Annotated in this window: 17 protein-coding genes; 9 read left to right on the top strand and 8 right to left on the bottom strand. The window is 60.7% G+C overall.

From position 1 onward, the window contains the following. Positions 1-56: 56 nt before the first annotated feature. From FHT85_RS20655 to FHT85_RS20640, 4 genes are all read right to left on the bottom strand, one after another. Positions 57-911, bottom strand: coding sequence for an ABC transporter permease subunit (locus FHT85_RS20655; protein WP_112411315.1), 855 nt, complete (start codon positions 909-911; stop codon positions 57-59). Next, on the bottom strand, positions 908-1696 hold the full coding sequence (locus FHT85_RS20650) for a taurine ABC transporter ATP-binding protein (RefSeq protein WP_112411316.1): 789 nt from the start codon (positions 1694-1696) through the stop codon (positions 908-910). The genes FHT85_RS20655 and FHT85_RS20650 overlap by 4 nt, the downstream gene beginning before the upstream one ends. A 55-nt stretch (positions 1697-1751) precedes the next feature. After that, positions 1752-2732, bottom strand: a complete 981-nt coding sequence (tauA, locus tag FHT85_RS20645; RefSeq protein ID WP_405048036.1) for a taurine ABC transporter substrate-binding protein — start codon at positions 2730-2732, stop codon at positions 1752-1754. A 332-nt stretch (positions 2733-3064) separates the two neighbouring features. Beyond that, entirely contained in the window at positions 3065-3274 is a 210-nt protein-coding gene (locus FHT85_RS20640; RefSeq protein ID WP_310234476.1) for a hypothetical protein, read from the bottom strand. A gap of 272 nt (positions 3275-3546) precedes the next feature. On the opposite strand from FHT85_RS20640, the gene FHT85_RS20635 reads away from it, so the two are divergent. The 8 genes from FHT85_RS20635 (at position 3547) to FHT85_RS20600 (ending at position 12614) form a co-directional block, all read left to right on the top strand. Then, on the top strand, positions 3547-4539 hold the full coding sequence (locus tag FHT85_RS20635) for an LLM class flavin-dependent oxidoreductase (RefSeq protein ID WP_112411317.1): 993 nt from the start codon (positions 3547-3549) through the stop codon (positions 4537-4539). Positions 4540-4563: 24 nt separating this feature from the next. Continuing rightward, positions 4564-5913: an LLM class flavin-dependent oxidoreductase gene (locus FHT85_RS20630; RefSeq protein ID WP_112411318.1), complete on the top strand. Its 1350-nt coding sequence runs from the start codon at positions 4564-4566 to the stop codon at positions 5911-5913. A 15-nt stretch (positions 5914-5928) separates the two neighbouring features. Continuing rightward, a complete protein-coding gene (locus FHT85_RS20625) occupies positions 5929-7128 on the top strand; it encodes a M20 aminoacylase family protein (protein ID WP_112411319.1) in 1200 nt (399 codons plus the stop codon). 8 nt (positions 7129-7136) lie between these two features. Beyond that, positions 7137-7685, top strand: a complete 549-nt coding sequence (locus tag FHT85_RS20620; RefSeq protein WP_095437626.1) for a GNAT family N-acetyltransferase — start codon at positions 7137-7139, stop codon at positions 7683-7685. A gap of 40 nt (positions 7686-7725) precedes the next feature. After that, positions 7726-9507 carry an amino acid ABC transporter permease/ATP-binding protein gene (locus FHT85_RS30855; RefSeq protein WP_112411320.1) on the top strand — a complete coding sequence of 594 codons (1782 nt, stop codon included), beginning with the start codon at positions 7726-7728 and terminating at the stop codon, positions 9505-9507. A 93-nt stretch (positions 9508-9600) separates the two neighbouring features. Beyond that, the gene (locus FHT85_RS20610; RefSeq protein ID WP_112411321.1) at positions 9601-10545 is read left to right on the top strand and encodes an ABC transporter substrate-binding protein; all 945 of its coding nucleotides are present in this window, start codon (positions 9601-9603) and stop codon (positions 10543-10545) included. 104 nt (positions 10546-10649) lie between these two features. Then, a complete protein-coding gene (locus FHT85_RS20605) occupies positions 10650-11561 on the top strand; it encodes an ABC transporter substrate-binding protein (protein WP_112411420.1) in 912 nt (303 codons plus the stop codon). Between the two features lie 12 nt (positions 11562-11573). Next, the gene (locus tag FHT85_RS20600; RefSeq protein ID WP_112337228.1) at positions 11574-12614 is read left to right on the top strand and encodes an LLM class flavin-dependent oxidoreductase; all 1041 of its coding nucleotides are present in this window, start codon (positions 11574-11576) and stop codon (positions 12612-12614) included. A 97-nt stretch (positions 12615-12711) separates the two neighbouring features. Here FHT85_RS20600 and FHT85_RS20595 read toward each other — a convergent pair whose 3' ends face one another. After that, entirely contained in the window at positions 12712-13137 is a 426-nt protein-coding gene (locus tag FHT85_RS20595; RefSeq protein WP_112337227.1) for a hypothetical protein, read from the bottom strand. Positions 13138-13147: 10 nt separating this feature from the next. Beyond that, the gene (locus FHT85_RS20590; RefSeq protein ID WP_112411322.1) at positions 13148-14338 is read right to left on the bottom strand and encodes an FAD-dependent oxidoreductase; all 1191 of its coding nucleotides are present in this window, start codon (positions 14336-14338) and stop codon (positions 13148-13150) included. Between the two features lie 118 nt (positions 14339-14456). On the opposite strand from FHT85_RS20590, the gene FHT85_RS20585 reads away from it, so the two are divergent. After that, the gene (locus tag FHT85_RS20585) at positions 14457-15251 is read left to right on the top strand and encodes an AraC family transcriptional regulator (RefSeq protein ID WP_112411323.1); all 795 of its coding nucleotides are present in this window, start codon (positions 14457-14459) and stop codon (positions 15249-15251) included. 62 nt (positions 15252-15313) lie between these two features. Here the strand turns inward: FHT85_RS20585 and FHT85_RS20580 are convergent, their stop codons facing one another. After that, positions 15314-17665, bottom strand: coding sequence for a heavy metal translocating P-type ATPase (locus FHT85_RS20580; protein ID WP_112411324.1), 2352 nt, complete (start codon positions 17663-17665; stop codon positions 15314-15316). A 176-nt stretch (positions 17666-17841) separates the two neighbouring features. Next, positions 17842-18822 carry a zinc-binding dehydrogenase gene (locus FHT85_RS20575; RefSeq protein ID WP_112337223.1) on the bottom strand — a complete coding sequence of 327 codons (981 nt, stop codon included), beginning with the start codon at positions 18820-18822 and terminating at the stop codon, positions 17842-17844. Positions 18823-18857: the final 35 nt, after the last annotated feature.

The following is an 18857-nucleotide window of genomic DNA, read 5'->3' as shown; positions in this document are numbered from 1 at the left end:
CGAGGGACTTGATGGAGAGGAAAGCCGTCAGCGATCTCGGCTTCCGGCCGTTGCGACTAAAGCTTGCCCTTCCACGGAACGAGGACCGCCTCGAGGATCCGAATGGCGGCGGAAAATGCGAAGGCGCAGACCGCAATGATGCCGATGCCGACGAAGACGACATCCGTGGCAAGGAACTGCGATGCCGACATGATCATGAAGCCGATGCCGCGTGTCGAAGCGATGAGTTCCGCAGCCACCAGCGTTCCCCAGCCGATGCCGAAGGCGATCCGTATGCCGGTCAGGATTTCCGGCAGGGCCGAAGGCAGGACGACATTCAGGAAAAGCTGCAGCCGGTTTGCCCCCAGCGAACGCGCGGCATTGACCCGCTCCAGCGGCAGCGAACGGACGCCGGCCTGAGCGGATAGGCAGATCGGCGCGAACATGGCGAGCACGAGAAGGGTGATCTTCGAGGTCTCTCCGATCCCAAGCCATATGATCATCAGCGGCAGGTAGGAAAGGGGAGGCAGCGGCCAATAGAATTCGATTGGCGTATCCAGAATTCCCTTTGCCCAGCGGTTGAGACCCATCAGTAAACCAACGGGAATGCCTATCCCGATCGCGATGGCCGCAGCAACGACGATACGAAACAAGCTCGCCAATATGTGTTCGGAAAGCGAGGCGCCGGCATAGCCATCGCGGTAGACGACGCCGATCTGCGTCAGCACCTCGTCAGGTCGAGGCAGGAAGAGATGCGACACCAGCCCGAGCTTGGCGACGAGCCACCACAGCGCCAGGCAGGCGACCGCAGTGGCGATGCTGATGGCGATGGTGGGTTTTTCACCAACGCCGAAGCCGGGAATGCGAACCAGCTTCGGGCGCGTTTCCTTTTCAGGTCCGGCGATTGGGCGCGTTTCGATAATATCGCTCATGCCGCGCTCCTGACGTGATCGGCGCTGTGAAGGATCGCGCGAATCTCGTCCCGAAGGTTGCCGAATTCGGGAGATGACAGGATCGCTCTCGTATCGCCGCTGGCAGCAAAGCGATGTACGAAATCGAGTTCGAAACGCGCAACGACACGCCCCGGTCTCGGAGACATGACCAGAACCTCCGTTCCGAGGAAAAGCGCCTCCTCTATCGAGTGGGTAATGAAGAAAATGCGTTTGTCGGTTCTGGCCCAGACGGAGACCAGCAGTTCCTGCATCTGCTCGCGCGTCAGGCTGTCGAGCGCGCCGAAGGGTTCGTCCATCAGCAATATGTCGGGATCAGTGGTGAGTGCCCGGGCAATGCCGACGCGCTGGCGCATGCCGCCCGATAATTCATAGGGCAGAGCGCTGGCAAAGTCGGTGAGGCCCACCAGCCGCAAAAGCTCGGAAGCGCGATCACGGCGTTCCCGCTTGCCCAATCCGGCAAATTGGAGGCCGAGAGCCACGTTGTCGATGACGGACTTCCATGGCAGCAGCGAATCCTTCTGGAAGACCACGCCTCGATCGGCACCTGGTCCTGAAACAGGCCTGCCGTCGAGGGTGATCTTCCCCTCGGACAATGGCAGGAAGCCGGCGATCGCATTGAGCAGGGTGGATTTGCCGCAGCCGGACGCGCCGAGCGCTACGACGATACCGCGCTCCGGAATGGTGAAGGAAACACGATCGAGCGCGTGAACGGTTCTGCCGTCACGCGCCGCAAAGAAGACGCTAGCATGGTCGACTTGAAGCATGGACTCTCTCGATATTGCGACGCCGGCGCGACAAGCGCGCCGACGCCAGGGAGGATCAGTTGCTTGCGCTGACAAGCGCGTCGGCGGTGACGAACGCGCCGTAGTTCGGCAGGACTTCGGAGACTTTTCCTTGGCTCTTCAGGAAGGCTGCCGTGTCCTTGAGGATCTTGGCCGCACCGGACTGATCGCCGCCACCGAGCCAGGCGGCCGATGCCTGCACGTCGGGCGTCAACAGTGTGAGGTTCTTGAGCGCGGCTGCCTGCTGGTCTGCCGTGCCGCCCAGAAGCTTGGCGAGCGCCTTGGCATTGTCGCTGTCCGGCCCCCAGGCGGCCTTATCGGCTGCAAACGAGGCGTAGTATTTGTTGATCACCGAGGCATAGGCCTTCAGGAATTTTGGATTGTCCGCGGCAAATTTCGAGGTTGCGACCCAGGCGGAAAACGTCGGGGCACCCTTGTCGGCCACGTCCTTGGATGTCACCAGCACCTTGCCGTTCTTCTTCAGCTCGGTGAGTGCCGGGTCCCAGACGAAACCGCCGTCGATATCGCCGCGATTGTAGCTTGCGACGATTTCCGGCTGCGGAACGGCGAAGACCTGTACGTCCTTTTCGCTCAGACCAAGGGACTTGATGAGAGCGAGCAGCTGATAGTGGTCGGTGGAAACGGGGGCTGCCGCGAGCTTCTTCCCCTTCAGATCGGCAAGTGTGTTGATGCCGGAGCCATTGCGCACCACGAGCGCTTCATCGACGCCGGAGATGGACGAGAGGTAGAATGCCTTCACCTCCAGCCCGCGCGAGGCGGCAGCGGCAAACGGGCTTGAGCCGACATAGCCGATCTGGACGTCGCCGGATGCGATGGCGGCAAAGATCTCCGCTCCGGAGTTGAACTTGCGGAAGTCGATCTCATAGCCGGTCTCTTTGGCGAACTCGCCGTTGGCGATCGCGACGGAGGAGGGCAGGGCATCGGTCTGATAGGCGACGACGACCTTCTTGTCGGCAGCGGCCGCGCCGACCGCCATCGAAATGCTGGCGAAACCCATCACGGCCGCAGTGATCAGTGTGTTGAACTTCATAACTAGTCCCCTTGGCCGGATCAGATCTGCCGGCGGTTCCGTGAATGCAATGCGCAGAACCTAGCGAAATCGGGGACTGGATCGATAGAAATAGCAAACTATTTTTATAGACTATAATAGGAATTGTTTGTCTGAACTCGTACAGACTGCGACCGTGGCATCTTTCCAGCAAGAGAAACAACCGGCTGCCATCAACATATGAACTGTAGCGCCTGCCCTCGTGAGGATAACCTACCCACGCCTCAATAGCGAAAGAGCCGAAATTTAAGGTCGCTTGCGACGTGGCCCGGATGGGGCCATCAGGTCATCCGCCGGAGCAATGCAATCAAAGCATCTGCGTTGTCATTGGTTTCAAGCGAGAGCAAGTGCTTGTCCGCAAGCTCACCAATCGCGAGAACGACCTCACGTTCAGACCATCCCGCCATGATCGCAGCGCTCACCAATTCTCGATAAGCGGCTTGAAGCGCGTCCTGGCAGCGAATGTCCCGATCAGGGTCATCATCGGTCACGAATGGTCGTGCGATATCTGGCATGGTCGAAAGGTGAACTGATTTGCGGGTTTTGGCAATCTATTGCATGCAATCGCCGTCGATTGTGCCTTTTCCCTTTGCCGAATGCGCTTGGAATCGTGAATTCACTGCCAGCTCGCACGACACTGCCGTTTTTTTCCGCATCCGGCGGAAGAAAAAGAAAGCTGTTTCTTAAATAACTTAAAATCTATGTTTTTTATAGACTATAGAGCTCCATGGTCGACATCGAGCGAAAACATGGATGAAACGGCATGTCTTATCTCCTTAGTCTTCTCGACAAAAGTCCGATTGAACAGGGGCTCAGTGCCACCGATGCGCTTGGCGCAACGACGAGGCTGGCCGTTAGGGCCGAAGAACTTGGCTATCATCGCTTTTGGGTCGCCGAGCATCATAATATGGCGAACCTCGCAAGCTCGGCGCCGGAAGTCCTGATCGCTCATCTTCTTGCGCGCACTTCGAGGATCCGCGTCGGCTCCGGCGGCGTCATGCTGCAGCATTATAGCGCCTACAAGGTTGCCGAGACTTTCAATCTCCTGGCTTCGTTGGCGCCGGGACGCGTGGATCTCGGTGTCGGCAAGGCGCCGGGTGGCTTTCCGCTCTCGACGCGGGCATTGCAGCGGGCCTTCGATCCCGAGAAGAAGCCTGACTTCGCCGAGCAGCTTTCCGACATCAACATTTATCTCGCGGCCGACCCTCGTTCCGATGGCGCGCTGGCGACGCCGTTTCCGCCACGCGCGCCAGAGCGCTTCCTTCTTGGCGCCAGCGTCGAGAGTGCGAAGCTTGCCGCGGAGAAGGGCTGGAGGCTGGTGTTTGCCGGCCATCTGAACGGCGATCCGGAAAATTTGCGCAATACCTTCGAAGCCTACGGGAATGCGACGGGCGGCAAGGTGCCGATCCTGGCGCTCGCAGCCTTTGCTGCCGAAAGCGAAACCCATGCCCGTGAGCGCGTCGGCCAGCTGCGCATCGTCAAGCTCTTCCTGCCCAACGGCCAAAGCGTCAATGTCGGCACCCAGGAGCAAGCGGCGGAATTCGCGCGGCAGGCCGGCTTCTCGGACTTCCGAACCGAGGAGAAGGCACCGAGCGTGCTGCACGGTACGGCGACGCAGATCCGTGACGAGCTCGACGCACTCCATCGACGCTACGGCGTCGAGGAATTCGTGCTCGACACGCCGGCGCTAACCGCAGCCGAACGGCTCAATTCCATAGAGCTGCTCGCCAAAGAACGCCTTTCCCTCGTTGCCTGAGCGGCCTGTCCCAGGAGGATCATTATGGCTCAAAAGCACGTCACTTTCGGTATCATGCTACAGGGTCCCGGCGGCCACATGAATGCCTGGAAGCATCCGAGCGTCCCGGCGGATGCCAGCACCAATCTGAACTTTTTCGTCAAAACGGCCCGTAAGGCCGAAGAGGCCGGTATCGCCTTCGCTTTCGTCGCGGACGGCCTCTATATCAACGAGCAATCGATCCCGCATTTCCTCAATCGCTTCGAGCCGCTGACCATTCTGTCAGCGCTTGCCGCCTTCACGACGAAGCTCGGCCTGGTGGGTACGGTTTCGACCTCTTATAGCGATCCCTTCACCATTGCCCGGCAATTTGCCTCGCTCGATCTCATCAGCGGCGGCCGCGCGGGCTGGAATGCAGTGACGTCTCCGCTCGAAGGCTCCGGCCGCAACTATAGCCGCGAACATCCCGAGCACGAGCTGCGATACGAGATCGCCGATGAATATCTCGACGCGATCAAGGGGCTCTGGGATTCCTGGGACGACGATGCCTTCGTGCGCGACCGTGAGAGCGGCGTCTACGCCGACAAATCCAAGCTGCATCGCCTGAACCACAAAGGCCGGTTCTTCCGCATCGAAGGCCCCCTCAATATCGGCCGCTCCAAGCAGGGCCAGCCGGTGGTCTTCCAGGCTGGTGCATCCGATTCCGGCATCCGGCTGGCCGGCAAACATGCCGATGCCGTCTTCACCAATGGCGGGCCGCTGGAAGACGCGAAGATCTTCTACAAGCAGGTCAAACAATCCGCGATCGCGCATGGCCGCAGCGCCGCCGATATCGGCATCTTCCCCGGCATCGGCCCGATCGTCGGCGCGTCGCAGGAGGAGGCGGAAGCCAAATACCAGGCGATCCGCAATCTCGTCACCATCGAGGAAGCGCTCGCCTATCTCGGCCGCTTCTTCGATCATCACGATTTCAGCGCCTACCCGTTGGACGAGCCGTTTCCCGACCTTGGCGATATCGGCCGCAACAATTTCCGCGCGACGACAGACCGCATAAAAAAGACGGCGCGCGAGAAAGGTCTCACCCTGCGCGAAGTGGCGCTCGACGCGGCAACGCCGCGAACCTCCTTCATCGGCACGGCCGAGCACATTGCCAATGAAATCATCCGCTGGGTGGACGAAGAGGGCGCCGACGGCTTCATCCTCGGCTTCCCCGTCATCGGTGAAGGCTTCGACGATTTCTCCAGGCATGTCCTGCCGATCCTGACCGAGCGGGGCTATTTCGATCCCGCTTTGAAAGGCGAGACGCTCCGCGATCATCTGGGACTGCCGTATCGCGAAAGCCGTTATGCGGCAGAGGCTGCCGACATCGAACCCGCAAAGGCCGTAGGCGCTTGAGCCAGGACGATCACCATGAACGCCATCATCAAGACCGTTTCGATTACCGATCCAATCGCGACAGGGATCGCCGCCTATCTCGATGAAATCATCGCGCTTAGGCACGATCTGCATCAATATCCCGAACTCGCCTTTCAGGAGCATCGTACCGCCAAGAAGGTGGCCTCGCTGCTTGCCGAGTGGGGCTACGACGTCGCAACAGGCATAGCCGGTACCGGCGTGGTCGCGACGCTGAGGCGGGGCAATGGCAACCGCTGTATCGGCATCCGCGCCGACATGGATGCCTTGCCGATCGAAGAGGCGACGGGGCTTGATTATGCGAGTTCCAATCCCGGCGTCATGCATGCATGCGGTCACGACGGGCATACGTCGATCCTGCTGGCTGCAGCCCGCTATCTTGCCGAAAGCGGCAATTTCAGCGGCACGCTGCGGCTGATATTCCAGCCGGCTGAGGAAATCGGCGCCGGTGCGCGCAAGATGTTATCGGAAGGACTTTTCGATCGTTTCCCCGTCGATGCGGTCTTCGGGCTGCACAATTGGCCCGGCGTTGGGGCGGGGCAGTTTGGTTTCGTTGCCGGCCCGGCGATGGCCTCAGTCGACAAGGCGGTCATCACGATCGTTGGAAAAGGCGGGCATGGTGCCGAGCCGCATCGTGCGGTCGACCCGGTGCTGGCTTCGGCCTCGTTCATCACCGCCCTGCAAAGCGTCGTCTCGCGCAATATCGATCCTCAGGAGATGGCTGTCGCAACGGTCGGTTCCATTCACGCCGGTTCGGCTTCGAACGTCATCCCGGAAAGCGTGGAGATGAAGCTGACCGTGCGCGCCTACAATGAGACTGTTCGGGCGAGATTGCAGGAACGAATTTCCGCCTTGGCGCGCGCGCAGGCGCAAAGCTTTGGCGCCGAGGCGGAAGTCGATTACCGCCTAGGTTTTCCCGCGCTCGTCAATCATGCCGAAGAGACGGAATTCGCCCGCAATGTCGCCTTGCAGGCGCTTGGAGGCGCTGCCGTCGAGGCGGATTTCCGGCCGAGGACGGCGAGCGAAGACTTTGCCTTCCTGCTGCAGGCAAAGCCAGGGAGCTACCTCTTCGTCGGCAATGGCGACAGCGCGCCGCTGCACAGCGCCCGCTACGATTTCAACGACGCCATCATCGCACCGGCAGCCCGCTACTGGGTGCGGCTCGCCGAAGCTTTCCTCGCGAATGACAACGGGTGACGAACGATATGAGCGACACGTTTCTTTATACGACCACGCTGGACCCGCGCGCCAAGCCGCTGATCGACGAGCTGATCCATGAATATGACAGCCGCTACGGCAACTATTTCAATGCCGAAGGGGCGGCTGCCGAACTCAATCGCTATCCGCCGGAAGCCTTTGCGCCGCCGCATGGCAATTTTCTGCTCCTGCTCCGAAACGGTGAGACGATCGGCGGTGGCGCTTTCAAGCACTATGACGACCAAACCGCCGAATTCAAACGGATTTGGACGCGGCACGATCTCCGTCGTCAGGGATTGGCGCGTAGGCTGCTGGTCGAACTGGAGGCCCAGGCGGCGCGGCAGGGCTATCGCCGCATCTACCTGACGACAGGCTTTCGCCAGCCCGAGGCCGTCGGTCTTTACCTCAATAATGGCTACACGGCCCTGTTCGATACCTCCGTCGATCCGGAAATCTACAAGAGCCTGCCTTTCGAGAAGGATATCAGCCATTTGGCTCTGGCCTATATCGCCGAAACCTCGGGCTCGCAGCAGCGCTTGGCTGCCGCCGGCCGGTAATGCGTAGCGGATCAACGACAATCAAAAAGGGGTAAGGATCATGGCGCTGACGACGGATTTTGCGGGTGTCGATCGAGGCACTGGAGCCGCCGAGACGAAGACAGATTATTCGCGTTATCGCATCGTGCCGGCGAGGCACCCTGGACGAACCGCCGGCACGATCTTTGCCGCAGTCGTCATGGCGGTCGTCCTCTACTCCACCTTCACCAATCCGCGCTGGGGCTGGGGTGTCTTCGCCGAGTGGTTCTTTGCGGAGCCGGTGCTGGTTGGCCTTGGCAGGACGCTGCTTCTGACGGCGCTTGCGGCGGTGTCAGGCTCTATGCTCGGAACGGCATTGGCTCTGGCGCGCGTATCGAAGTCGCCGCTACTTGCGAGCCTCTCCTGGGGCTATATTTGGCTGCTGCGGTCGATCCCGATGATCGTGCTGCTGCTGGTTCTCAACAATCTCGGCTATCTCTATGAAACCATTAGCATTGGAGTCCCGTTCAGCGACAAGGTTCTGTTTGATTATCCGACCACGCAGCTCCTGACGCCGTTTGCTGCGGCCTTTCTCGGGCTGACGCTGAACCAGTCGGCCTTCTTTGCCGAAATCGTGCGCGGCGGCATTCTGTCAGTCGACCAGGGTCAGCTGGAAGCGGCCGCGTCCCTCGGCCTGTCGCGCCGCCGTCAGGCGTTCCGCATCATTCTGCCGCAGGCGATGCGCTCCATCCTGCCCACGGGCTTCAACGAGATCATTGGCCTCGCCAAAAGCACCTCCATGGTCTACGTGCTGGCCCTGCCGGAACTCTTCTACACGGTGCAGGTCATCTACCGCCGCAATCTGGAAGTCATTCCACTGCTGATGGTGGCAACCGTCTGGTATCTCGTCATCATGACGGTGCTATCGATTGCCCAGCACTATATCGAGCGCTATTTCTCCAAGGGTGCGGTGCGCAATCCGACACCTTTGCCGTTTCAGGCATTCTTCCGACGCTTCCAGCGGCCGCTGCCCGCTACTGTAGACGGTAGTTCGGACACCAGGGCATTCGCCGCTTTTCGGAGCGTGACAGATCTTCGTGCCAGGGGCGGTGCCGTGCGCATCCATGGTATTTCGAAGAGCTTCGGCACGCTGAAAGTTCTCGACGATGTCGAGCTTAACCTGCCGGCCGGCAGCGTCACGGCCATTATCGGTCCGTCGGGCTCGGGAAAATCGACGCTGCTGCGTTCGATCAATCATCTCGAGCGCGTCGACAGCGGCTTCATCTCCGTCGATGGCAAACTCGTCGGCTACACGCAGAAGGGCGAGGTGCTCTATGAGCTTAAGGAAAAGGACATTCTGAAGCGCCGGACCGACATCGGCATGGTCTTTCAGAACTTTAACTTGTTTCCGCATCTCACTGTTTTAGAAAATATTATCGAGGCACCCATCCAGGTACGTGGGGTGAGCCGCGACGAAGCGACCGCCTATGCGCAAGAGCTTCTCGCCCGCGTCGGCCTTAGCGACAAGATCGATGCCTATCCCCGCCAGCTCTCCGGCGGCCAGCAGCAGCGTGTTGCCATCGCCCGTGCCTTGGCGTTGCGGCCGAAGGTCCTTCTCTTCGACGAGCCAACCTCCGCACTCGATCCCGAGCTCGTCGGCGAAGTCCTCGATGTCATCAAGGAGCTTGCGCGTACCGGCACGACGCTCGTCATCGTCACCCACGAGATCGGCTTTGCCCGCGAGGTCGCCGATAGCATCGTCTTCATGGAGGGCGGCCACGTCATCGAAGCCGGCTCACCAACACAGATCCTCAACGATGCGAGACATCCGCGCACGCGCGCTTTCCTCGCCAAGGTTCTCTAGCAGTCGCAGGCAAGCACTCGACGCTCTGACGCAGCAGGCGTCCGGATCATTATAGCAGCATAGACAACTTATAATTGAAAAAGGAGAAGGGAAATGACATTCATTGAGAGAGCAAGATATATCGTTGCCGGCGTTCTAACAGCGGTAACGATGAGTGGGACGCCGACGATTGCGGCTGAAAAGTTCAACCTGAGCCCGGATACATCCAATCGCATCGGTGCCGAGAAGGACGAGGCAGCGATCAAGGCGATTGCGCCGGGCTTCAAGTTCGTCAATCCCGGCAAATTCACGGTCGCGATCAACCCGTGGGATCCGCCGATCGCCACCTACGCGACCGACGCGAAAACGGTCGTCGGCACCGATCCCGATATCGCGCAGTTGCTCGCCGACTCCCTCGGCCTGCAGCTCGACCTGGTGCCGGTCGCCTGGGAGGACTGGCCGCTCGGCGTCTCCTCCGGAAAGTATGATGCAGTCATTTCCAATGTGACGGTCACGGAAGAGCGCAAGCTGAAGTTCGATTTCTCCACCTATCGCAGGGACGTGCTCGGCTTCTACGTGAAGGCCGACAGCAAGATCACCTCGATCAAGGAGCCGAAGGATGTTGCAGGTCTCAAGGTGATCACCGGCGCTGGCACCAATCAGGAGAAGATCATTCTCGAATGGGACCGGCAGAATGTGGCAGCCGGCCTGAAGCCTATCGAGGTTCAGTATTACGACGACCGTGCCGCCGCCGATCTTGCCTTGCAGTCCGGTCGAGCCGATGTCGAATTCAATCCGAATGCGACACAGGCCTATAAGGCCGCCATCAACGGCACGAGGAAGCTTGTCGGCACCGTCTCCGGCGGTTGGCCGCTGACCGCCGAAATCGCCGTGACGACGAAAAAGGGCGCAGGCCTCGCCGATGCCGTCACCCTCGCACTCAACGATCTGATCAAGAACGGCAAGTATGGCGAAGTGCTGAAGCGCTGGAGCCTGACTGCCGAAGCGGTCGATCAATCCAAGACCAACCCTGCGGGCCTGCCGAAGAGCGGTTCGTAATGTTGATGGGGCGGACCGGCGTCAGTGGGGCTCACGTCGGTCCGCTCCCATCCATCTCAAATGGAGATACAGGTTCCGTGACTATCCGCATCAACTTCAAAACTATGCTGGCAGCCGCAGTGGCGCTTGCCTTGACCGGTCTCGCGCCGGCAATGGCGACCGAAGATTTCGATCTGAGCCCGGAACAGCCGGGACGTGTTCACGCGTCGAAAAACGAAGCAGCGATTGCCGCTATTCCAAAGGATTTCAAGTTCGTCACACCAGGCACATTCACAGTAGCAGTCGCGCCAGGCGGTCCGCCGCTTGCGACCTATGCGACTGATGCCAAGACGGTGGTTGGTGCCGATCCCGATTATGCCTATGCGGTTGCTGACGCGCTCGGCTTGAAGCTCGAGCTTGTTCCGGTCGCCTGGATCGACTGGCCGCTGGGACTAACGTCGGGCAAATATGATGCCGTCATCTCCAATGTCGGCGTCACCGAGCAGCGCAAGGAGAAGTTCGACTTCTCCACCTATCGACAGGGCCTGCACGGCTTCTTTGTCAAGAATGACAGCAAGATCACTGGTATCAAGGAGCCGAAGGATGCGGCTGGCCTTCGCATCATCGTCGGCGCCGGCACCAATCAGGAGCGCATCCTGCTCAAATGGAGCGATGAGAATGTCAAAGCCGGTTTGAAGCCGATAGAGCTGCAATATTACGACGACGAGGCGGCGAGCCTTCTGGCTCTGCGTTCCAACCGCGCCGATGTCATCGTGCAGCCGCACGCCCAGCTTGTCTACATCGCCGCCCGCGACAAGGATATCAAGCGCGTGGGCACGCTGAGCGCCGGTTGGCCGGATCGCTCGGATGTCGCGATCACCACGCGAAAGGGCAGTGGCCTTGCACCGGCGCTGACGCTCGCCACGAATGGACTGATCAAAGATGGCACCTACGCCAAGATCCTCGACCATTGGCATCTCGCCGAAGAAGCCTTGCCGAAATCGGAAACCAATCCGCCGGGCCTGCCGAAATTTTGAGGAGACAGCCGCATGAGCCGCCAAGCCGCATCGATCAGCCATATAGGCTTTCTCACGCCTGGAAACTATCCGGACGAGGATCCACTCGCCGGTCTGGAACAGACCTTGCAATTGCTCGAATACGGAGAGCAGAGGGGGTTCAACAGCGCCTGGGTTCGCCAGCGGCACTTGGAGCCCGGCATTTCCTCGGCGAGTGCCTTTCTGGCGGCTGCGACGCAGCGCACGCGCCACATCGAGCTTGGCACCGCCGTCATTCCCATCGGCTATGAAAGCCCTTATCGGCTGGCCGAGGATCTGGCGACGGTGGATGTGCTCTCGCGCGGACGGTTGAATATCGGATTGAGCGCTGGTCGGCCGCTGCATGCGGATCTGATCGGGCCGCTTGCTTTCGATGGCGATTGGGAGAACCACGATTTCTCTCATCAGCGGGTGCTGCGCTTTGCCGACAATCTGAGGGGCGCCTATCTCGGCAATCAGGATACGCTCATCAAGACGCCGTTCGGCCCGCAACGGCCGCGGCTTCAGCCCTATGCGAAAGGCTTGATCGATCGCATCTGGTATGGCGGCGGCTCGTTGCGGTCTGCCGAATGGGCCGGCCGCAACGGCTTCAATCTGCTGATCGGCAACGTCACCACGGGCGAGCAGACCGACGATTTCTTCGTTGCGCAATCGCGACAGCTGGAAACCTATCGCGCGTCCGGAGGCGATACGAGGCGGGTGGCGCTTGGCCGGGTCATCGTGCCTTTCGACAGCGCCGATGCAATTACCCGCAAACGCTATACCGACTATGCCGCCGGCCGATACGAGCGCACGCTTTCGCCCCAGGGCGAGCGACGCACGCTTTTCGCGCGCGATCTTGTGGGATCGTCGGATGAAATCCTCGAACGCCTGCGTAAGGATCCGCTCCTTCCTCATATCAGCGAATTCCGCCTGGAACTGCCTTACGAGTTCCACGATGAGGAATACCGGCAGATCATCCACGACTTCGTGACATCGATTGCGCCCGAACTCGGCTGGAAAGAGACCACGCTTCTGCGGCGGACCGCATCCTGAGGGCCGCGACCGTCCCACATCTATGTTGGATCGATGGGCTCTATGCCCGTCAGGTCCGGTTCGCTTATGCCCTGAAGACGGTCGGGCATAGCGTCGGTTAGCAGGCGAGAGAGGTCGCGGCGTCCTTTCCTTTCAGAATCCGCTCAGCAAGAAGCAGCGCTTCCTCCCGAGACGCAACAATTTCCATTCTTATGCCGAATGCCTTCGTTGCAAGGCTCATCTGCAGCTGCATGGCGGCGCGCTTGATTGCGCTTGCCTCAATGCCGATGACTGCCTTGCAAACGGCAGCAAGCGCCGTCTTGTTCTTCTTCAGCCAGATGCCGCGGGCCTTGCGATCCTCGTGCTCTTCGGTGTGTTCGTCACCTTCCATGATCACGACGAAAGGCATCGAGAGGGCGAGCAGGGCGTCCATCTCCCGCTCCCATTGCTTCGAATAGCCCGGATGCACTGAGGCAGCGGAATGGCGCACGATCGGCCATAGAGCGACATCGTGAAAGGCGAAGTCGGTTGTATCGATTGTCATATCGGTCTCCTCAGGCGATCTTATCGGTCATGGCAGCAAACAGCATCTCGGCGCCGTGTTGCGACGACGCGATGGCGTAAGCCGCCCGTTCACGCATATCGGTCTCGTAATCCAGCAGGGCCGTGCAGGTGGTCTTTGTCTCCTTTCCGGCTCCGGCCAGGATCTGCGCCAGCATGCGGGCATCTTCGAGGGCCGTATTGGCGCCGAGGCCGCCGGCAGGGCTCATTGCGTGGATTGCATCGCCCAGAAGCGTGATGGCACCGAACGGCCAAAGGGCGTCGGGGCGCCCGCTTCTGACGGGAAGCGCTGCCACCGCTTCGACCTTGCTCCGGCTGATGATCTGCTTCAGCTCCGGATGCCAGCCGCGCATGGCGGTTCTCAGCAAGACGGGCAGATCTTGCGTATGGTCATATGTTTCCAGTCCCAGCCTTTGGCGGGGGGCGATCAGCGCCCAATAGAGATAATCGGTAACTGACGTCAGCTTGCAAGCGGGCGCGAGACTGGCGGCAAGGTTCGGGAAGTGATCGCCGAACCGCATGAGATCGAAGATTGCCGTGCACCCATCGGCAAAGATCACGGTCGTTCCGTCTCCAAGCAGATCGGCGGCATCGCTCAGTGGTATTTCGCTCTTGCCGTAGACACAGATGGAGCCCGTGTCCACCGGCTCGGCATAGGGCGCCAACTGGCGTCGCACCTGCGAGTTCACACCGTCGGCACCGACGAGCAGGCTGCAGGAAACCGAGGCGGCACCTTCGAAATGCACCTCGACACGCCCGTCATCCATGTAGCGATACCGCGTGAAGGCATGTCCGAAATGAACGTGATCTTCGATCCCAGATAGTAGGATTTCGCGAAGGGTGAGGCGATTGACGCTCAGATCGCCGTCGTCATCATTTTCGCCGGTATCCCAGCTCGTCGGCGTGCCGCCCGTAACGGGCAGAAGTTGAGGCGTCAGGAAGCACGCGGATCGAGGGCTCGTCGAGGCGGTCGCTCGAAAGAGGTCAAAAAGAGCGGTCGGCAGGCATGATGCCAGCGCTTGCTGCCCGTTTGCGTCGATACGGATGCGATAGCCTTGCAGGCGGCTATCTGCAGCCGGATCGCGCTCATACACGTCAAAACGGATGCCGGCGCGCTTCAACCCCTGTGCGAGGCACAAGCCACCGAGGCCAGCGCCAATGATGACGACATGAAAGTCCTGCATGGGTCTTCTATTCCATTCATTGGTCGATTTCGATCTTGCGAGAGAAATATAGCCGAGGGCCGCCGGAGCGTGATAACGACATTCGGTCTTTAAATGTTGCAAACCGGCCAAACGAAATATGGACATCGAAGATATTGGCGACCGTCTCGACGGGCCGCCGCTCATCGCCTTTTGGGGATCGGACGAACCGGGCAGCGCCTTCCGTCTCGGCACTCAGGAATATGATTGGCACGCGCATAGCCGCGGGCAGCTTTTCTGCATTGAGAGCGGGCTCGTCCGTGTCGATACGCTAGGCGGTTCATGGTTGCTACCGCCGCAGCGTGCGGGCTGGATTCCGCCTGGTGTCATGCACAAGGCGGGGATCAACGGCGTGCTGAGCGGCTGGGGCATCCTGCTGACGCCAAGCGCCAGCGCCGGCTTGCCGGTGACGCCTTGTGTTCTGAGCGTCAGTGACGTGTTGCGAGCATTGGTGCGCCGGGCAACCACATGGCATTGGGAGGAACGGTTGTCGGCGCAGCAGCGTCGCCTCGCAGCCGTTCTACTCGATGAGGTTCGGGCCGCACCGCGTGAAAGCCTGCATCTGCCGATGCCGACGGACCGGCGTGTTCTGCGCATCACGGACGCCGTACTGCAGGACCCCGCCAGCGAGGAGACCTTTCAATCACTGGCGCAGCGCGCGGGCATATCCGAGCGTTCAGCCAGGCGGCTGTTCCATGCAGAAACGGGCATGTCTTTCGCAAACTGGCGCCAGCAGGCTCGGCTGTTGCTGGCACTGGAGCATCTGAGCGCGGGAGCACCGATCGCTGAGGTGGCGGACAGCTTGGGCTATGCGAGCGCGAGCAGCTTCATCGCCATGTTCCGGAAGGCATTCGGCCTGTCGCCGCGCCGTTATCTGTCCGCCAGGAGATCCTGATCTCTTTGCAATCTCGGAATTATATCAGGGCGCCGGCCTGTTCGTCGGCGCCCGTCAACAATTCAGACTGCGACCCGGCGCGGCTTCAAGGCGAGCAAGCGAAGCGCATTCATGGTCACCAGTACGGTTGCGCCGGTATCGGCGAGGATTGCCGGCCAGAGCCCCGTAACGCCGATAATCGTGGTCACTAGGAAGACACCCTTGAGGCCGAGCGCGATGGTGATGTTCTGGCCGATATTGCTCATCGTCCGCTTGGAAAGATCGATCATCTCGATGACATCTCCGACGCGGCCGCGCAGCACGGCGGCATCCGCCGTTTCCAGCGCAACGTCGGTACCGCCGCCCATGGCAATCCCAACATCGGCGGCTGCCAGCGCTGGCGCATCGTTGATGCCGTCGCCGACCTTGGCGACCTGAAAGCCTTGCCGCTTAAGCTCACCGACGATCCGCTGCTTGTCTTCGGGCAATAGTTGCGCGCGAACCTCTATGCCGAGCGTCTTGCCGATCGCCTGCGCCGTGCGCTGATTGTCGCCCGTCAGCATGATGGTCTTGATCCCCGCATCAGCAAGCGCCTTGAGACCCGCGGCCGCATCGGTGCGCGGTTCGTCGCGCATGGCGAGCAGGCCGGCTGCCGCACCCTCGGCAACGATGATGGAAACCGTCTTTCCTTCATCGTTGAGCGCGGCGATCCGGGCCGATTGCTCCGAGGTCAATAATACGCGGTCGGTAGCTGCCTGCGGCGATCCGAGGAAAACCTCCACATCATCGACCGTGCCGCTGACGCCCTTTCCGCCGATCGCTTTGGCATCGATGACCTGAGGGATATCTGTTCCGGCTTCAGCTGCGCGGTCGAGGATGGCGCGGGCGAGCGGGTGGCTGGAGCCGGTTTCGAGCGCGGCTGCCAGGCGCAACACGTCCGTTTCATTCATGCCGAGACCAACAATATCGGTGACCTTGGGCTTGCCTTCGGTCAAGGTGCCGGTCTTGTCGAAAGCAACGGCGGTGACCTTGCCGATATTTTCCAGCACGGCGCCACCCTTCAGCAGCAGACCGCGGCGGGCGCCTGAAGACAGTGATGCCGCAATTGCCGCCGGCGTCGAGATGACCAGGGCGCACGGGCAGCCGATCAGCAGGATCGCCAGACCCTTATAGACCCACTCGCTCCAACTGCCGCCCAGGAATAAAGGCGGGATGACGGCGACGAGTGCACCGACAACGACGACACCTGGCGTGTAATAACGCGAGAAACGATCGATGAAACGCTCGGTCGGAGCCTTCGATTCCTGTGCCTCTTCGACCAGCTTGACGACGCGGGCGATGGTATTGTCCGCTGCCGCTGCCGTTACCCGAACACGCAGCGCGGCGTCGCCATTGACCGTACCGGCAAAGACGCCTGCATCCACGCCCTTGCGCACCGGCGTGCTTTCGCCTGTCACCGGCGCCTCGTCGATGGCGCTTTCGCCGGAGAGAATCACGCCATCGGCCGGAACGCGGTCGCCGGGGCGCACCAGGATGATGGCGCCGACAGCAAGGCTTTCAGCCTGCACTTCGCGGGTCTTGCCATTCTCCTCGATGAGTGCGGTCTTGGGCACCAGATCCGTGAGGGACTGGATGCTGGCGCGCGCCTTGCCGGCCGCAACGCCTTCCAGCAGTTCGCCGATCAGGAAGAGGAAGACGACGGCAGCAGCTTCTTCGCTGGCACCGATGATAACGGCGCCGATGGCCGCGATCGTCATCAGCATCTCGATCGAGAACGGCGTTCCCATCCTTGCGGCCATGAGGGCGCGCCTGGCGATAGGCACCAAGCCGACAAGCATGGCCACGCTGAAGATCCAGACGTCCAGTGCCGGAACCAGCTTGCCGATACCCCAGGCGGCGGCGAGCGCCACACCGCTTGCGATCGTCAGGCGGCCCTTGGCGGATTTCCACCATGGCCCGCTGGTCGGTCCATGATCGTGACCGTGGAGGCCGGCAACTGAGGCATCGCGCTCATCCGAAGCGTGGTTGTGATCGGAATGATCATGTCGATGCCCGTCGGCGCCGTGATCGTGGTCGCCGCCGTGATCATGCTTGTGGTCGTGATCCGCATGACCATGGTCGCGGCCATCAGACTCGTGCGCGTGATGGTCGTGCCCGCAACCGCAGGCGTGATCGTCATGATTGGCTTTTTCTGTCGGAACGCTGCTTTGCGACAGTGGAAAAACCTTGTAGCCCAGTCCCGTAACCCGCTTGTTTATGTTGGGTAATAGGTCCGGGGCGCTCTGATGCTTGATCGTCATCGTGCCTGCGGTGACCGAGACGGAAACATCCTCGACACCGGGCAGCCGGCGAACGGCCGTGTCGATTTTCGCGGCGCAGGAGGCGCAATCCATGCCCTCTACGCGATAGCGGCTCTGTTGTGTTGGCGACGTCATGTTTCGGTTCCAGATTTTATCTTGGAACCATCGCTACATCCTCTAGTAACTAGAGGGACAAGAGCAATTCCGCGAATTTTTGCGTAATCGTTCGCAGGCGCTGCAATCGATCTAGCCGCGTGCCACGAAGCCGCCCCAGCTCCCTGCGGCGGCGGCTACGCCAAGGCCTAGAAAACCTATAGTAGTTTGAGCAGAACCTTGCCGGTCTTGCCGGGCGCCAGCGATGATTTCACAGCTTCCGAGATCTCGGTGATGTCGTAGGCTGCCTCCACGGGCAACTTGACTTCGCCTGAGGCGACGCGTGTGATGAGTTCGCTGATCAGCCGCCGCCGCTCTTCCGCCGGCATGGCGGCGCTGATCTTGATGCCCCAGAAGCCCTTGATCGTGAGCTGCTTGAAGATGACGGCCCTCGAGGCGATCTGCATCGGCTTGCCGGCAGCAGTGCCGAAGGAAACCAGCAGGCCGTTTTCGCCCAGCAGGTCTGCCAGGTCGTTGCTCGCAACACCACCGACGGAATCGACTGCGGCACGGATCGGCGCGTCGCCGATCATGGCGCGCACCTTCGCCTTCCAATCTGGCGCCGCGGTCGAGACGGCATTGCCGATACCGAATGCGGATAGCTCATCGATGCCACCATCTCGCCGAACGAGATTGATCATGTGTATGCCGCGGCTATGTGCCAGCATGGCAAGCGTCTTGCCGACAGCACCATTCGCCGCGTTCTGGATGATCCAGTCGCCGCGCTCGACATTGAGGAATTCCAAAAGTGAGATAGCGCTGAACGGCATGGCGATCAGCTGCGCGGCGGCCTCGTCGGAGATCACGTCAGGCACCGGAACGAGGCTTGCTGCCGGCGCCGTGAATTGCTCTGCCCAAGTGCCATGGACGCCGGCTGCAACGACGCGCTTGCCGATCAGCGCCTTGTCGACGTCGGGCCCGACGGCATCGACAAAGCCGACCGCCTCGCTGCCGCCAATGGCAGGCAAAACCGGCTTGTAGCCATAGGCGCCGCGCACGGTCCAAAGGTCATGATTGTGGATGGGGGAGAGAATGGTGCGAATGCGCACGTCTCCGGCGGCAGGCTCCGGCAGCGGCATGTCGGCCAAATAAAGGACCGAAGCCGGATCGCCAAAGACATCGTGGATGGCACTGCGCATTGTATTTTCCTTGTGTGTTGACATACTGGTCCTGC

Origin of the sequence: Rhizobium sp. BK312 (assembly GCF_014193605.1) — a bacterium.
GTDB lineage: Bacteria > Pseudomonadota > Alphaproteobacteria > Rhizobiales > Rhizobiaceae > Rhizobium.
The sequence above is the reverse complement of the archived record's forward strand: the minus strand, read 5'-3'. Positions and strand labels throughout refer to the sequence as shown.

Bases quoted from the DNA above. Each gene is read 5' to 3' on its own strand.
- FHT85_RS20585 (WP_112411323.1), top strand. From the start codon at position 14,457: ATGGACATCGAAGATATTGGCGACCGTCTCGACGGGCCGCCGCTCATC.
- FHT85_RS20595 (WP_112337227.1), bottom strand. From the start codon at position 13,137: ATGACAATCGATACAACCGACTTCGCCTTTCACGATGTCGCTCTATGG.
- FHT85_RS20590 (WP_112411322.1), bottom strand. From the start codon at position 14,338: ATGCAGGACTTTCATGTCGTCATCATTGGCGCTGGCCTCGGTGGCTTG.
- FHT85_RS20635 (WP_112411317.1), top strand. From the start codon at position 3,547: ATGTCTTATCTCCTTAGTCTTCTCGACAAAAGTCCGATTGAACAGGGG.
- FHT85_RS20650 (WP_112411316.1), bottom strand. From the start codon at position 1,696: ATGCTTCAAGTCGACCATGCTAGCGTCTTCTTTGCGGCGCGTGACGGC.
- FHT85_RS20610 (WP_112411321.1), top strand. From the start codon at position 9,601: ATGACATTCATTGAGAGAGCAAGATATATCGTTGCCGGCGTTCTAACA.
- FHT85_RS20655 (WP_112411315.1), bottom strand. From the start codon at position 911: ATGAGCGATATTATCGAAACGCGCCCAATCGCCGGACCTGAAAAGGAA.
- FHT85_RS30855 (WP_112411320.1), top strand. From the start codon at position 7,726: ATGGCGCTGACGACGGATTTTGCGGGTGTCGATCGAGGCACTGGAGCC.
- FHT85_RS20580 (WP_112411324.1), bottom strand. From the start codon at position 17,665: ATGACGTCGCCAACACAACAGAGCCGCTATCGCGTAGAGGGCATGGAT.
- FHT85_RS20625 (WP_112411319.1), top strand. From the start codon at position 5,929: ATGAACGCCATCATCAAGACCGTTTCGATTACCGATCCAATCGCGACA.
- FHT85_RS20620 (WP_095437626.1), top strand. From the start codon at position 7,137: ATGAGCGACACGTTTCTTTATACGACCACGCTGGACCCGCGCGCCAAG.
- FHT85_RS20600 (WP_112337228.1), top strand. From the start codon at position 11,574: ATGAGCCGCCAAGCCGCATCGATCAGCCATATAGGCTTTCTCACGCCT.
- FHT85_RS20630 (WP_112411318.1), top strand. From the start codon at position 4,564: ATGGCTCAAAAGCACGTCACTTTCGGTATCATGCTACAGGGTCCCGGC.
- FHT85_RS20605 (WP_112411420.1), top strand. From the start codon at position 10,650: ATGCTGGCAGCCGCAGTGGCGCTTGCCTTGACCGGTCTCGCGCCGGCA.
- tauA (WP_405048036.1), bottom strand. From the start codon at position 2,732: ATGGGTTTCGCCAGCATTTCGATGGCGGTCGGCGCGGCCGCTGCCGAC.
- FHT85_RS20575 (WP_112337223.1), bottom strand. From the start codon at position 18,822: ATGCGCAGTGCCATCCACGATGTCTTTGGCGATCCGGCTTCGGTCCTT.